At 58.3% G+C, this 13,072-nt stretch carries 15 protein-coding genes; 4 read left to right on the top strand and 11 right to left on the bottom strand.

Annotated elements, in window-relative coordinates; all coding sequences use genetic code 11:
* Window positions 1-24 precede the first annotated feature (24 nt).
* From HRR99_RS04070 to HRR99_RS04060, 3 genes are read right to left on the bottom strand one after another with little or no spacing between them, the layout of a single operon-like run.
* On the bottom strand, window positions 25-1,509 hold the full coding sequence (locus tag HRR99_RS04070; protein ID WP_233122873.1) for a protein adenylyltransferase SelO: 1,485 nt from the start codon (window positions 1,507-1,509) through the stop codon (window positions 25-27).
* A 48-nt stretch (window positions 1,510-1,557) separates the two neighbouring features.
* Window positions 1,558-2,160: a YcxB family protein gene (locus HRR99_RS04065; RefSeq protein ID WP_233122872.1), complete on the bottom strand. Its 603-nt coding sequence runs from the start codon at window positions 2,158-2,160 to the stop codon at window positions 1,558-1,560.
* Window positions 2,161-2,162: 2 nt separating this feature from the next.
* Window positions 2,163-2,564, bottom strand: a complete 402-nt coding sequence (locus HRR99_RS04060; RefSeq protein ID WP_233122871.1) for a hypothetical protein — start codon at window positions 2,562-2,564, stop codon at window positions 2,163-2,165.
* A 667-nt stretch (window positions 2,565-3,231) separates the two neighbouring features.
* Here HRR99_RS04060 and HRR99_RS04055 point away from each other — a divergent pair.
* Together HRR99_RS04055 and HRR99_RS04050 are read left to right on the top strand one after the other, a co-directional pair.
* Window positions 3,232-4,947 carry a GH32 C-terminal domain-containing protein gene (locus HRR99_RS04055; RefSeq protein WP_233122870.1) on the top strand — a complete coding sequence of 572 codons (1,716 nt, stop codon included), beginning with the start codon at window positions 3,232-3,234 and terminating at the stop codon, window positions 4,945-4,947.
* 66 nt (window positions 4,948-5,013) lie between these two features.
* Entirely contained in the window at window positions 5,014-5,184 is a 171-nt protein-coding gene (locus HRR99_RS04050; protein WP_164470675.1) for a hypothetical protein, read from the top strand.
* On the opposite strand, the gene HRR99_RS04045 is transcribed toward HRR99_RS04050, so the two are convergent.
* Window positions 5,179-6,600, bottom strand: coding sequence for an MFS transporter (locus HRR99_RS04045; protein ID WP_233122869.1), 1,422 nt, complete (start codon window positions 6,598-6,600; stop codon window positions 5,179-5,181). The two genes, HRR99_RS04050 and HRR99_RS04045, sit on opposite strands and share 6 nt — an antisense overlap.
* Window positions 6,601-6,733: 133 nt before the next feature.
* Here HRR99_RS04045 and HRR99_RS04040 point away from each other — a divergent pair, with 133 nt between their 5' ends.
* On the top strand, window positions 6,734-6,982 hold the full coding sequence (locus HRR99_RS04040; protein WP_233122868.1) for a hypothetical protein: 249 nt from the start codon (window positions 6,734-6,736) through the stop codon (window positions 6,980-6,982).
* A 15-nt stretch (window positions 6,983-6,997) separates the two neighbouring features.
* Here HRR99_RS04040 and HRR99_RS04035 read toward each other — a convergent pair whose 3' ends face one another.
* The 6 genes from HRR99_RS04035 to HRR99_RS04010 form a co-directional block, all read right to left on the bottom strand.
* Window positions 6,998-7,186, bottom strand: a complete 189-nt coding sequence (locus HRR99_RS04035) for a hypothetical protein (protein WP_233122867.1) — start codon at window positions 7,184-7,186, stop codon at window positions 6,998-7,000.
* A gap of 8 nt (window positions 7,187-7,194) precedes the next feature.
* The gene (gene mazF / locus HRR99_RS04030) at window positions 7,195-7,554 is read right to left on the bottom strand and encodes a type II toxin-antitoxin system toxin MazF (RefSeq protein ID WP_233122866.1); all 360 of its coding nucleotides are present in this window, start codon (window positions 7,552-7,554) and stop codon (window positions 7,195-7,197) included.
* Window positions 7,554-7,820 (bottom strand): type II toxin-antitoxin system antitoxin MazE, encoded by a 267-nt coding sequence (mazE, locus tag HRR99_RS04025; RefSeq protein ID WP_045231190.1) that lies wholly within the window; start codon window positions 7,818-7,820, stop codon window positions 7,554-7,556. Before mazE ends, mazF begins: the two co-directional genes overlap by 1 nt.
* Window positions 7,821-7,934: 114 nt before the next feature.
* The gene (locus HRR99_RS04020) at window positions 7,935-8,135 is read right to left on the bottom strand and encodes a heavy-metal-associated domain-containing protein (protein WP_233122865.1); all 201 of its coding nucleotides are present in this window, start codon (window positions 8,133-8,135) and stop codon (window positions 7,935-7,937) included.
* A 26-nt stretch (window positions 8,136-8,161) separates the two neighbouring features.
* Entirely contained in the window at window positions 8,162-8,572 is a 411-nt protein-coding gene (gene cueR, locus HRR99_RS04015) for a Cu(I)-responsive transcriptional regulator (RefSeq protein WP_233122864.1), read from the bottom strand.
* Window positions 8,569-11,232, bottom strand: coding sequence for a heavy metal translocating P-type ATPase (locus HRR99_RS04010; protein ID WP_277877898.1), 2,664 nt, complete (start codon window positions 11,230-11,232; stop codon window positions 8,569-8,571). Before HRR99_RS04010 ends, cueR begins: the two co-directional genes overlap by 4 nt.
* A 143-nt stretch (window positions 11,233-11,375) precedes the next feature.
* Between HRR99_RS04010 and HRR99_RS04005 the strand changes: the two genes are divergently transcribed.
* Entirely contained in the window at window positions 11,376-12,122 is a 747-nt protein-coding gene (locus tag HRR99_RS04005) for a hypothetical protein (protein WP_233122863.1), read from the top strand.
* Between the two features lie 8 nt (window positions 12,123-12,130).
* Here the strand turns inward: HRR99_RS04005 and HRR99_RS04000 are convergent, their stop codons facing one another.
* Complete coding sequence (locus HRR99_RS04000) at window positions 12,131-12,949, bottom strand: penicillin-binding transpeptidase domain-containing protein (protein WP_233122862.1); 819 nt, start codon at window positions 12,947-12,949, stop codon at window positions 12,131-12,133.
* Window positions 12,950-13,072 lie beyond the last annotated feature (123 nt).

The raw sequence follows: 13,072 nt of genomic DNA, 5'->3' as shown, positions 1-13,072 counted from the left end.
ACCACCGCCCTCAATCCTCGATCCTCATGTCCCACAAAACGTCCGAAACACCCGCTCGTGCCCCATCGGCGCCTGCATATAAACCGCAAACTCCGGCACCTCCTCATAGGGCCGTGCCGTCGCTTTCAGCATCTTATGAATCGGCTCAAAATCGCCATCTTCCACCGCCGCCGCAATCACTTCCTCGATGCGGTGGTTGCGCGGAATGACCGCCGGGTTCACCGCCCGCATCGCCTGCGCCCGGTCACTCTCGGTGGCACTTTCCCGCCATGTCCGCTGTCGCCAACGGGCCAGCCACTCATCCGCACCTGCCAGATCGGTAAACATGCCGCGAAACGCCTCCGTGCTGCCATCCGCCGCATCGCAAAGCCTGCGGAACGTCAGCGTAAAATCCACCTCATTGCGCTGCATCAGCGCCAGCAAATCCTGCGCCAGTTGCTCGTCGGCATCGTCCTGCGTGGACAATCCCAGCTTCTCGCGCATGCCGGAAAGCCAGCGTCTGGGGAAATCACTGGCAAATTCCGCCAGCACGCCATTGGCTAGTTCAACGGCCTTTTCGGCATCCTCATCCAGCAACAGCAACAGGCACTCCGCCAGCCGCGCAATGTTCCACTGGGCGATGCCCGGCTGGCTGTTATAGGCATAGCGCCCCTGCGCATCGATGGACGAGAATACCTTGTTAGGATTATATTCATCCACAAAAGCGCAAGGCCCGAAATCGATCGTCTCGCCGGATATAGCCACATTGTCGGTATTCATCACACCATGGATGAACCCCACCATCAGCCAGCGACACACCAGCACCCGCTGCCGCTCCGCAATCGCTTGCAGCAAAGCAAAATAAGGCTTTTCCGCCTGTTTGACATCCGGGTAGTGCCGGTCGATCACATAATCAGCCAGCGCCTTTATCGCTTCGTTGTCCTCACGCGCCGCGAAAAACTGGAACGTCCCGACCCTGATGTGGCTCGCCGCCACACGCGTCACGACGCCACCCGGCAGGCCGGTTTCGCGCTGCACACGCTCACCCGTCGCTACTGCCGCCAGCGCCCGTGTGGCCGGGATGCCCAGCGCATGCATGGCCTCGGATACGATATATTCCCGCAGAACTGGCCCCAGCGCAGCCCGCCCGTCACCACGCCTCGAAAACTTCGTCGGCCCGGCACCCTTCAGCTGAATATCGCGCCGTTTGCCACTGATATCAACAACTTCGCCCAGCAGAATAGCCCGGCCATCCCCCAGCTGCGGCACGAAATTGCCGAACTGATGCCCCGCATAGGCCATGGCCAACGGCTCCGCCCCCTGCGGCACGACATTGCCCGAAAAGACCGCCGCCAAACGCGCCTCATCGACGCCTTCAAGCTCCAGTCCCAGCTCGTCAGCCAGCGGGCGGTTGAACGCAATCAACATCGGTGCCGCCACCGGCGTGGGCAACGCAGCGGCGGTAAAATGCTCTGGCAAGCGCGCATAGGAATTGTCAAAATGGATCACGGGTACTCTCCCTGTTTCCATCTATATGGGCGGGTTTAGCCCAATATTCCAGCAGCAGACGCTGAGACTTCATTTCACATCGCCCGTCTTCACGTCGATAATGCGCAACCCTTCGTGCCTGACGAACGGGGCGGAGGGTTTGAGATGCGCGCGAAGCAGGCGTACCCCCTCGGCATAATCGGCATCGGACGCAAAACCCCGGCGCGGCAGGATCAACGCCTCGCGTTTGGACAAGGCCAGAAAGAGATGCGTCCTGGTTTGTACCGCCTTGACGATACCACTCCAAGAAATGTCACTGTTGATATCCGCAGAACGAGCCCTGACGCCATCCTTTGACAGCGTAACGACGATGTCCTGATTGGCCGCCGCCCTTGTTTTGAATACCATCGCCGCCATCAGACCGGCCAGATGACCGCTGAAAACGGTCAATAAAAGCGGCAGACACCAGATGGGCCAGTAACGGAAATAGAGTTCGGCATACCATGTCGGCACCCCCTCCTTGACCGGCCAAAACCATGCCATGACGAAAAGATTTCCAGCAATGATTAGTGACAAGACGACTGTCAACGCAGTGTGCCAGAAGGGTCTGCGGATCAATGCTCGGGTGACCGCAATGAAGTCAGACCGCATACAAACATAGCGTATGTCCAGAACTCGCTCCTTGGTGTCCACGGCTAAATTTCCTCTTTGCCCAGAGCCTGCCATTGCCCGTGAACGAGGCGGCTCGCATAGGGCGGCGCGGGCTCTCCTCCGCCGATATAGATGTAGAGAAACAGCTCCATCACCCTGTCGAACAAAGTCTTCGGCATCATGAGTTTTGGCTCACCGTCTTTCATTTCCGTCTCCCCTCTGTCCGCTTCAATCAGGAGATTGACCGCCGCCTGCGCTTGTCTTTCCGGCACGAAAACACCGGCACCACCAACGGCGTTTGTGTAATGCTGGAAATTATTGATGACGTGAACCGGCTTTGCCACAACGACGATGCCATATGCTTCGAGATAAGATGTGGTCACTGCAAAATCAGTGGCGGTGAAAATGGTTGCCACGCGAATGATACGGTCCGAATATTCGGCCATCAGCCACCCTTATAAAAACCAAACGCCGCACAAACAAAATTGAAGAACATGTCCAAGGAATCAACAAATACAACCAAAGGTCAATATCCAAATTAAATTCGAAGTAAGATCAATAAATGAAGATGTGCGTCGCAATGACGACCGCGAAAAACAGCCCGAAGACGGTGTTCATGAAAGGACGGAGCGCAAATGCGTGGGTTAGCGCCTAGAAATCACGCGTTTCAAACATCTACCTCCTCTGCCGCGCCACCCAGCCTCATCCTACACAGCACTGCGTATTTCCGCAGATTATGTTAAACCAAAGCGAGCAATATTCGGAATATGGTGACCGATGAATCGTCGTGAATCAATGATTTTTGCAGGGTTTATGGCCTTGGCTGCAGTCGGCTTTTTAATAGCGGCCCCAATATTGCATTCCGATGCCGAACCAGCATTGTCTGGACAGCTCTTTCTTATCGGTCTGTTTTTGATTTTCGCGACCGTGAGCGCCTTGTTTCATATTCTGCTAGCGCCGCTATTTCCGAAGATATCTGTGAAAACGTCTCTTTGGCTGCTTGTTATCGCCTTATGCATATCAGTCCTTACGGACTGGCTACAGTGGACTTGAACTTTAACCTGCCACTTTCGTTGCTATCCTGTCACCGCATATTGATGAAAGGATAGTGGAATGAACGATACAGCTTTGCCCGTAGAGATCGAGAGCGCTGTTCGCACCATACAAACCGATCTTCCGGTCAATGCCACGTTCCACGTCTGGCTGAAGGCGAAGAAGGCGGATGAGCCGGGTTCGGTGTCCTTTTCCAATCATAATGGCAAGTTCGGCGAAGTCTCCACCACCAATGTCGATGAGTATAATTTCCGTATTTATCAAGTGTTTGGCGGCGGGCGGGTTGAGCTGAGCTATGATACGGTGACCACTGCGGTCTCCGTCATGTACTGGTTCATCGCCTCCGATGTTCTGGAAACCGGCATTACTGTCGTCCACACCAAGCCGGATAATGCAGCGCCCGATCTGCCCGATAGCTACCACTTCCGCCCGCCTTTTGGCTGGATGAACGACCCCAACGGCTTTGGCCGTTTCGAGGGGCGCCCGCATCTGTTTTATCAGCATTATTCCCACGGCCTGCGCTGGAACACCATGCATTGGGGCCACGCGGTTTCTTCGGATTACCTGCGCTGGCGGCATCTGCCGATCTTTCTGTTCCCCTCCGAAGACCTGACGACAAGGCCTGACAAGCGCGGCGGGGCCTATTCCGGCTCCACCATTCCGCTGGTGGAAGGCACCGGCATTCGCGTGTTCTTCACCGAGCAGGTGCAGGACCGCGTGCCGGAACAACAGATCCAGCTCACTGCCACCTCGTCGGATCTCATCATGGCCGGCCAGGCAGATGTCATTCTCGGCCACCGCCCGGATGGGCAGGGGTTGACCCCGGATTTCCGTGACCCCTATGTGGTACGCGGCCCGGATGGCCTGTGGAAAATGCTGCTGGGTAGCCAGAGCGATGGCGGCGGCGTCATTCTGCTCTATGAAACACAGGACCCGACAGCCGCATCCGGCTGGACCTATGTCGGCAAGCTGTGGGTGGAAACGCGCTACAAGACCACGGCGATAGAATGCCCGTGCCTTCTGCCGCTGGATGGCCCTGCCAATGCCCGCTCTACCCGTTGGGTGCTGACCTATGGCCTCATGCATTCCGAAGATGCCGCCACGGGCCGCAAGAACCTGACCATGGCAGATGTCGGCTGGTTCGATGGCAAGACGTTCGTCAAGGAATTCGGCCAGGAGCTGGATTTCGGCACGGATAATTATGCGTTCCAGGCCTTTTTGGATGGCGATACCATCGTCGGCATCGGCTGGCTGGCCAACTGGGCGGATGCGACGCCGGAAATAGACTTCCCCACTGCCATGACCCTGCCGCGCCGCCTGCACTTCTCCCACGGCGCGCTGCTGACACCGCCCATCGGTGCGGCGGAAAGCCTGCGCCACCGTATTCTGGACCGCACACGGCTGGCGGCAGGAGAGCGCGTGGAGTTTCCGACAGGCGCCGTTGAATTGCTGTTCGAATTGACCACGCCCGGCCTGCCTTTCGAACTTGAGCTGGACCATCCCGGCGTCAAACTCGGCGTTGTCTGCGATGAAACAGGCCTGTGGATTCGCCATGAAGATGGTCGCAAAGGTCCCTCGCCGCGCTATATCGCTGAAGGCGCGCGCCCCTTCCGCCTACGGATTTTCCTGGATTACGGCTCCATCGAAGTGTTCGCGGACCATGGCCGCTATGTCGGCACCAAGCGCATCGACAGCTTCAAGCCGGTGCGGGCCGCGCACCTGAAAAGCATCGAAGGCGCGGTGGCCCATGCCACGATTTGGGCGCTAAAACAGTAAGTGCGTAGGAACATTCCTGGGCCCACACCGTTCTCTGGGTAACGAAAATATCCAGAGGAGAGCCGCGTGACCAAGATTCAGGAAACCGATCCTATTCTATTTCCTTCCGAAGCCAACGAGAACAAGGGCGAGAAGAAACGCGCCGGTCGCGGCATCATCCTCATCATCGCTGGCGTCGGCATCATGGCTTTCGTCATTTATCTGGCAATGATCGTGTTCGCGACCACCCAGTCATGAGGGCGACGGCGCGGCACCCTTCGTGACGCGCCGGCCGATCCAGATAGCGGCAACCGAAACCGCAGCTGCCACTCCATAAATCGAAGATAGCGATGGCGATAAATCGCCGCGCTCAAGAGCGGGAACGAGAGCTGTGGCGGCAGCAATCGTCCCGCTCGCCCCTGCCCCGGCAGCCGCGCCCAAGGTGGCGACGGTCGGCAGTAGCGCTCCGGTCATCTTGCGCTCGTGCTCCGGCGCGGCTTCCATCGCGTTCTGGTTGATGCCAGCCCAGCACATGCCGAATGTCGAGCCGATCAGGGCCTGTCCCGCCAGCATTTCAAGCCAGCTTCCCGTCAACAGACCATACCCCAACAGCGCGCAACCCGGCGCCATCTGCCACGGGCCGTAATGCACACACGCATCGCGCAGCCGCTGCGACCGCAAGCTGCCGACAATCACCGCCACCGTGCTCCAAGCCAATGGCATGGCCACCACGATGAACCCCGCAAATGTCGGCTCGTAGCCCCACCGCCCGATGGCGATCAGCGCCAGATAGACGCTGGTCAGCGCCTGCGCATAGGACATCAGAAACAGCATCCAGAAACCATTTCCCACCACCGTGCCGGGCCGAAACGCATCCTTGGGAAACAGTCCGGCGTCGGGCCGCACCCCCATTTTCAGTGACGTGAACAGCAATGCCGAGCCCAGCACCAGGCTGGCAATGCGCATCTCCAGACCTTCGAAGGCGGCGGGGGCCGACAGGGCCAGCGCACCCGTCAGGCACAGCAGCAGCGGCCATGTCGCCTTGCGCTGCGACACGGCGAGCTTTTCCGGCGAAACCGACACCCACGTATAGACGACCAGCAACAGAATGAGCGGCACCGGCAACAGATACGTCGCCCGCCACGACACATGTTCGGTGGCAAGCCCGCCCAGAAGCGGCCCCGCGACGGATGCAGCCGCCCACACGCCAGCCTCAACCGCAAAGACCTTCGGCAGCAGATCGGACCTGAAGCCTGCGGGGATCAGACTGTAACACACGGCCACGATCAAACCATCGGCAATGCCCTGCAAACCGCGCCCCACGATCAGAATGGGAAAGTTGATGGCACCCGCGCAGATCACCATACCCAAAGAAAAGAACAGCGCCGACACCACCAGCGCCGCCCGTGCGCCAACCCGTTCGCGCAGAAGAATGGCCGTCACACCACCTGCGACAGACCCGACGAAGTAGATGCTGTAGGCCCAGCTATAGATCAGCGCCCCACCAATATCCGCCACCGCCACCGGCAAAGCCGCGACAATGGCGAACTGGTTGAAGGCATGAAGCCCGATGCCCGCCGAAATCGCCATCAGCAGCGCCAGATTGCGACCCCGCAACAATGCTGCCCAACTGCTCTCTTCCATCACATCCACCACTGCCGTCTCCATGCTCATTCAAAGGTCGGCAGGGAAAATAGGTCCTCAACCACGGTTGAGGTCAAGACTTTGTTTTGATGCGCAGCCGGAACTCTGCGCCCCCCATTCAGTTTAACTGATGACAAGAACAAAAACCCTCAGGGAGGCCCCCATGGACCCGCGCAAGCCACTGACAGAAAACGAAGACGCCCTCGACCAAGACATCGTAGATCTCGAGGTAGACGATCTGCCCGAAGACGGAGAACTGTCCCAGCAGATCGAGCATGAACTGCGGGACGAAGAGGCCGAAACGGATGACGATCCCTATCAGGAAAGCGACGACGCTCTGCCTGATGACGATGAGGAAAAGGTCTTGGACCGCAATCCATCCATGGAAGGCGGAAAGTTCGACGAGGTTTGAAATCACAAGCGCTTCTCAATCCTTGAGGGGCGCTGATTTCGCCAGGCCATAAAAGACTTTCTTCGCCTTGATCATTGCCTCGGTTCGCGATCTGGCGTCTTCATCAGACACAAACTTCCCACGCATTCGGGCCAGAAGCAGTTCTCTGAGCTCGATCTCATCGTCGGGAATTGCCGCGTTCGTTGTAACGCCTCTCTCATCCATTGCGACCTCTATGCTGGGTCGATCACACTGACGACCCTCGCCACGATCTCCTGCATCGTAGCATCATCCAACGTTTCGAGAAATTTTGCTTTCTTTAGCGCGATACGCCCAGCAATATCGAGGCTTCGTACTTGATTACACAGCGCAACGCCGGTCGTTCTCTGCCCGGAAATATTGACCGCCAAGCCCGCTTTACGGGTAAACATACCTCCAGTCGTTATCGGTACGACCAAGCACAGCCCAACGGCATTTATCTCTTTTGGCGTAATGACGACACAGCGATGTTCGTCCTTCATCTCATTGCCGACCACCGGGTTGAGATCGATGAGAAACACGTCGCCGCGCTTTGGAACATTGCTGCGCACCATTACAGCGCTTCTTTGCCCACACGCGGCGCTGCGTCCCAGGCCGAAGCTTCCACGTTCAGCTCAGCCATTTCATCAGCGCCCTCCAGCAATTCTGCAAGCGAGTAGCGCTTTTTTTGCGTTGTCACCGGGCTCGCGACAAGATTTCCGTTGTCGATTTCGAGTGTCATTTCCGAACCGATTTCGGTTCCCATGAGCTTCAGCAAAGCGGGCGGTATGGTCATGACCGCAGCACCGCCCTGCCGTCTGATTTTTGTCGTTACCGTCATTGCTCCTGCTCCAGATTTCCGCTCTGCGTCGTCACGAATAGTTTCAAGACAAACGAAGCCTTAAGTGGGATCATATGTGCTACATATGTAGCACATACCACCTCTTTTGCAACATCATCCCACCCGTTCCGGGCTATACCCCACCTCTCGTATCGCCTCCTCAGCCATCGCAGCATCACCAGTCACCGTCACACGATGTGTGGGCAGATCGATGCCGATATTCGCGCCGGGAAGCGCCTCTGCCAGCGCGCCGCGGATGGTCTTCTCGCAGTGGCCGCAGGTCATGTCGGGAACGGTGAAGGTATTGGTTTCCATGGTGGTATCCTTTGTTTCGTTGCGAATTATGTCTGCGAAGCGGCAGCGTCGATGCCTGCCAGATCGTCCAGAATGGGGCAATCGGGCCGGTGGTCGCCGCCGCAGCAGTGGGCGAGATGGGAGAGCGTTTTGACCATGGCTTTCATCTCGGCAATCTTGCGCTCGAGATCATTGATGTGGGCGAGCGCTATGTCCTTCACGGCTGAGCTTTCGCGGGTCTTGTCCTGCCAGAGTTTCAGCAGCGTTTCCGTTTCTTCAAGCGAAAAGCCCAGCGTGCGGGAGCGCTTGATGAAGCGCAGATTGTGCACGTCCTGCTCGCCATAGGTTCGGTAATTGTTGCCGGTACGGGCGGCGGGCGTGATTAGGCCGATTTGCTCGTAATAGCGGATCATTTTGGCTGAAACGCCTGAGACCTGCGATGCCTGACCGATGTTCATGGCGATACCCCCGCTGTTTTCAATCTCAAGGCGTTGCCCAGCACGAAGACCGAGGACAACGCCATGGCACCCGCGCCGATCATCGGCGACAGCATGATGCCGAAGCCGGGATAAAGCGCGCCTGCCGCCACGGGAATGAGCGCGACGTTGTAGCCGAACGCCCAGAACAGGTTCTGGCGGATGTTGCGCATGGTGGCGCAGCTCATCTCGATGGCATGGACCACACCCATCAGATCACCACCCACCAGCACCACATCGGCACTTTCAATGGCGACATCCGTGCCGGTACCGATGGCGATACCGATATCGGCTTCAGCCAGCGCTGGTGCGTCATTGATACCATCGCCCACGAAGACCAGCGTCGTGCCGCCCCGCCGCAGATCATGGATCGCCTGCACCTTGCCCTCCGGCAGCACCTCGGCCACCACCTTCTCGATGCCCACCTGACGGGCGATGGCCTTTGCCGTGCGGGCATTATCCCCCGTCACCATCGCCAGCTCTATGCCCATGTATTTCAAGGCTTTTATGGCATGGACGCTAGATGGTTTCAGCGGGTCCGCCACCGCGATGATCGCTGCCAGTTGACCATCAATGGCTGTGTAAAGTGGCGTCTTGCCTTCATCGCCCAGCTTTTGTGCGGTGTCAGCGAAAGGCGCGATGGAAAGGCCGAGTTTGGACATGAAGCGGTCTGCGCCGACGTCGACTTTGCGGCCATCAACGGTGGCGGAGATGCCGTAACCGGGAATGTTCTGGAAGTCGGTTATTGTAGGAGTGAAGACCCCCTCTGCCCTGCCGGGCTTCGTCGCTGCAATCGATTCACTGGATCGATTACTCTGCTGCGCAGACCGCTCCTCTGCCCCCACAAGGGGGGAGAGACCGTGCGGCAGACCCACCATTCTATTTCCTAACGGTGCGGCTGGGTTAGTCCCTCCCCCTTGTGGGGAGGGGTTGGGGAGGGGTTCTTGCCCACGCGCCGCCCGCACAATCGCCTCGGCAATCGGATGCTCCGACCGGCTTTCCACTGCCGCCACCAGCCTCAATACCTCACGGCGCTCAAACCCTTCTGCCAACACCAGATCAGTCAACTCCGGTTGACCCTTCGTCACCGTCCCCGTCTTGTCCACCACAACAATCCCGGCGGAACTCAGTGCCTGCAAGGCGGCGCCCTTGCGAAACAGCACGCCCAGTTCCACGGCCCTTCCCGTGCCGACCATGATGGATGTCGGTGTGGCGAGCCCCATGGCACAGGGGCAGGCGATGATGAGAACGGCCACGGCATTGATCATTGCGTAGGTATAGGCAGGCTGTGGCCCGAACAGCGCCCAGACGATGAAAGTCAATACCGAGATGGCGATGACGACAGGCACGAACAGCGCAGTGACCTTGTCGACCAGAAGCTGGATCGGCAATTTCGCGCCTTGCGCATGCTCGACCAACCGGATGATCTGCGCCAGCATCGTATCCGCCCCGACCTTGGTGACGCGAAATTTCAGCGTGCCATTCCTGTTGATGGTGCCGCCAGTGACATGCGCGCCCACCGTCTTTTCCACCGGCACCGGCTCGCCCGAAATCATCGATTCATCGATATAGGACGCGCCCTCGACCACGTCTCCATCCACGGCCAGGCGCTCGCCGGGGCGAATGATGATGATGTCACCCACCACCACCTCTTCCGGCGCGATATCGAGCGTTTGCCCGCCCCGCTCCACCCGTGCCGTCTTGGCCTGAAGGTTCGCTAGTTTACGAATAGCATCGCCAGTGTTGCCGCTGGCGCGGGCCTCCAGCAACCGTCCGATCAGGATCAGCGTGACGATGACGGTCGCGGCCTCATAATAAACGTGCCGGGCGTTCTCCGGCAGCAGGCCTGGGGCAAAGGTCGTCACAAGCGAATAGAGATAGGCCGCGCTCACCCCCAGCGCCACCAGCGAATTCATCTCCGGCGCACCATGCACAAGCGCTGGAAAACCGGACTTTAGAAAGCGCCATCCCGGCCCGAAAATCACCACCGTCGCCAGTGCGAAATAGATGTAATACAGCGTCTGCGTCTCGATGACGCCCATCAACCAATGGTGCATCGGCTCATAAAGATGCCCACCCATTTCCAGCACGAAGAGCGGCGCGGTGAGGATGGCCGCCAGAATGACATCCCGCTTCAGCGTCGCCTCGTCGCTGGCATGGTGGCTGTGCTCATGCCCTGCATGATCGCGGCCAGCGGCACCCGGAACGTTCAACGCAAACCCGGCCAGCCGAGCCGTTTCCACCAACACATCGCGCTGACGCGCACCGCCCAAGCTCTCGATGGTCACAGTCCCGCTCTGCGCATCCACCTCCACATTTATAGTGGTCGGCGCAGCTTCCAGCACAGTCTTCAACCGCGCCGCATCATCCGCACCCTTCAAGCCATGCGCCGAAAGCGTCATCGTTTGAGGCGCAACCTCGTAACCAATTTTCTTCACCGCCGCAGCCAGTGTCTTTGCAGAAAACCCCGCCCCCGGTTCCACCGTTAGCTTCTTCGTCGCAAAATTCACCGAACTCGCCGCCACCCCCGGCACCTTCCCCGCCGCCACCTCCACACGCCGCACGCAGGACGCACAGGTCATGCCTTCCACGGACACGGAAATCGGCTCTGGCGCGGTTAAAGTCTTGATGGTCTCGTTCATGGGATTTCCCCTTTCGAGACTCCATGTAATGCTTCCCATGATGGGAAGGTCAAGGGATGTGATTGTATTTCTCGGCATGCCGTCTAAAAGGGTTACACGATATTGATGCACGCCATTTTTAAAACGCGAGATTGGAAACGCCGATGCGATTTTCACTTATGGTTTTTCTTCTGACAGTGGCAATGATGAATCAGGCCTATGCCAACTGGATCCAGTTCGGCGATCAGTCCCTGCCCTGCTCCAGTCAGTACGATGTCGTCCAGGCCAAGAACCTCTACACCGCAACGGTGCTGGACAATGGAACGGGTAAGCTCCATTTCGTCAAAAATCCCGCGACCGACAAACAATGCGCAAGTGACGGGACCAAATGCGAAGAGGATGCCTACCTGATCCCCGGAGACAGGGTGATCGTGTCCTCGGGAACGGCCGAGCTGTCTTGCGTTTTGTATATTTCCGCCAAGGGAAACAGCAAAATGGGCCTTCTGCCAGCACGTTGCCTCGATTTCGAAACCAACGTCTTCGCCAAGTTCGATACACAGGAAATGCAGGGTTCATGGAAGACCGGAAATTCCACCATCACGATATCGGGTGGAGAGAACAGCAGCTTCGTGATGATTGAGGGGGACGCTGGCAACGGGCCGCCCTCCTATCACACCGGGTCGATTATGGGACCGGCGTTTCTTCAGCCGGAAGGCATGTTGGCCGGGTATCAAGATAACCATTATGATGGCACGGAGCCAGCCATGGGCACGCCTGAACCTGATGACGGTTGTCGTGTCCGTCTTCGTTCCCTAACCCACTTCATGGTCGTGGAAGACAATGACAGATGTGGCGGACAAGGCGTCAGCTTTTCCGGCGTTTACGTCAAACCATCAGAAGCCGGGAAGTGACCCTGCCCTCACCGGTGCACCGAAAACCGAGGAATATCCCGCAAGAACTCCTCACGCACTACCTCTCCCATCGGCTTGTCCGATGGCTTATCGGCCACACGGAAGCGGACGAAAACGATGTGCTGGCCTTCGCGTTCGGCCCAGCCGACGAACCAGCCGAAGGGGCGGTTGGGGTCTGGTTGGCCGTCGTCGCCCTTGAGGTTGCCGGTGCCGGTCGTGCCGTGGGCGCTCCAGGCTTCGGCGCCATCGAATACTGGGATGATGGCCTTGGTCTTGTTCTGGGCATCGCGGGAAAATGGCAGATTGTTGGCCAGCAGGCGGCGCATGAAGCCGATCTGTTCGACTGGGGAAATGGCAAGAGACGTGCCGACCCAGGCGTCCGTCAGGCCGTTATCCTTGCCTGCCTCTCCCGCCACATCGGCATTGCCGAAGCCCAGACGTTTGACGTAACTGGCGAATTTCTCCGGCCCAAGGCGGCTCGTGATTTCGCGGGAGTACCAGCGGATCGACTCTTTCTGCCAGGTGGACGGATCGACCTTCTTGCGCTCCTGCGGCGCTGCCTCCATGCCCTTCTGCCAGTCCCAGACGGGATTGAATTCATCCAGCAGAATGCCGGAATCATAGCCGATCAGCGCCAGCGGGACCTTGAACGTGGCACCGGGGGAAACACGCTTGTCGCAGGTGCCCTGCTGGGTAATGACCGCGCCGGTTTCCACCGATGTTACGAAGGTGCATTCATAAGGCTGGGTGGCGGCATAGGCCCAAACGGGTGACAAACCGAAAGCGGTCAGGCACAGAGCTTTAAGAACGGCGCAGCGGGGCAGCATGCATTTTCCTTGAATATCCGGTCGTCATCGCCGGTAACGGGCGTGTCTAAAGGTATCGGAAGATATTAGGATGCAGATGGGGCAGGAATAGGACGAGCCCATATCCCCCTCATTCCTGTCCCT

Origin of the sequence: Agrobacterium vaccinii (assembly GCF_021310995.1) — a bacterium.
In the GTDB taxonomy this organism is placed as follows: Bacteria; Pseudomonadota; Alphaproteobacteria; order Rhizobiales; family Rhizobiaceae; genus Agrobacterium; species Agrobacterium vaccinii.
This window is presented reverse-complemented; position numbering and strand designations above follow the sequence as displayed.

Bases quoted from the DNA above. Each gene is read 5' to 3' on its own strand.
- HRR99_RS04070 (WP_233122873.1), bottom strand. From the start codon at position 1,509: ATGGAAACAGGGAGAGTACCCGTGATCCATTTTGACAATTCCTATGCG.
- HRR99_RS04060 (WP_233122871.1), bottom strand. From the start codon at position 2,564: ATGGCCGAATATTCGGACCGTATCATTCGCGTGGCAACCATTTTCACC.
- HRR99_RS04055 (WP_233122870.1), top strand. From the start codon at position 3,232: ATGAACGATACAGCTTTGCCCGTAGAGATCGAGAGCGCTGTTCGCACC.
- HRR99_RS04045 (WP_233122869.1), bottom strand. From the start codon at position 6,600: ATGAGCATGGAGACGGCAGTGGTGGATGTGATGGAAGAGAGCAGTTGG.
- HRR99_RS04040 (WP_233122868.1), top strand. From the start codon at position 6,734: ATGGACCCGCGCAAGCCACTGACAGAAAACGAAGACGCCCTCGACCAA.
- HRR99_RS04035 (WP_233122867.1), bottom strand. From the start codon at position 7,186: ATGGATGAGAGAGGCGTTACAACGAACGCGGCAATTCCCGACGATGAG.
- mazF (WP_233122866.1), bottom strand. From the start codon at position 7,554: ATGGTGCGCAGCAATGTTCCAAAGCGCGGCGACGTGTTTCTCATCGAT.
- mazE (WP_045231190.1), bottom strand. From the start codon at position 7,820: ATGACGGTAACGACAAAAATCAGACGGCAGGGCGGTGCTGCGGTCATG.
- HRR99_RS04020 (WP_233122865.1), bottom strand. From the start codon at position 8,135: ATGGAAACCAATACCTTCACCGTTCCCGACATGACCTGCGGCCACTGC.
- cueR (WP_233122864.1), bottom strand. From the start codon at position 8,572: ATGAACATCGGTCAGGCATCGCAGGTCTCAGGCGTTTCAGCCAAAATG.
- HRR99_RS04010 (WP_277877898.1), bottom strand. From the start codon at position 11,232: ATGAACGAGACCATCAAGACTTTAACCGCGCCAGAGCCGATTTCCGTG.
- HRR99_RS04005 (WP_233122863.1), top strand. From the start codon at position 11,376: ATGCGATTTTCACTTATGGTTTTTCTTCTGACAGTGGCAATGATGAAT.
- HRR99_RS04000 (WP_233122862.1), bottom strand. From the start codon at position 12,949: ATGCTGCCCCGCTGCGCCGTTCTTAAAGCTCTGTGCCTGACCGCTTTC.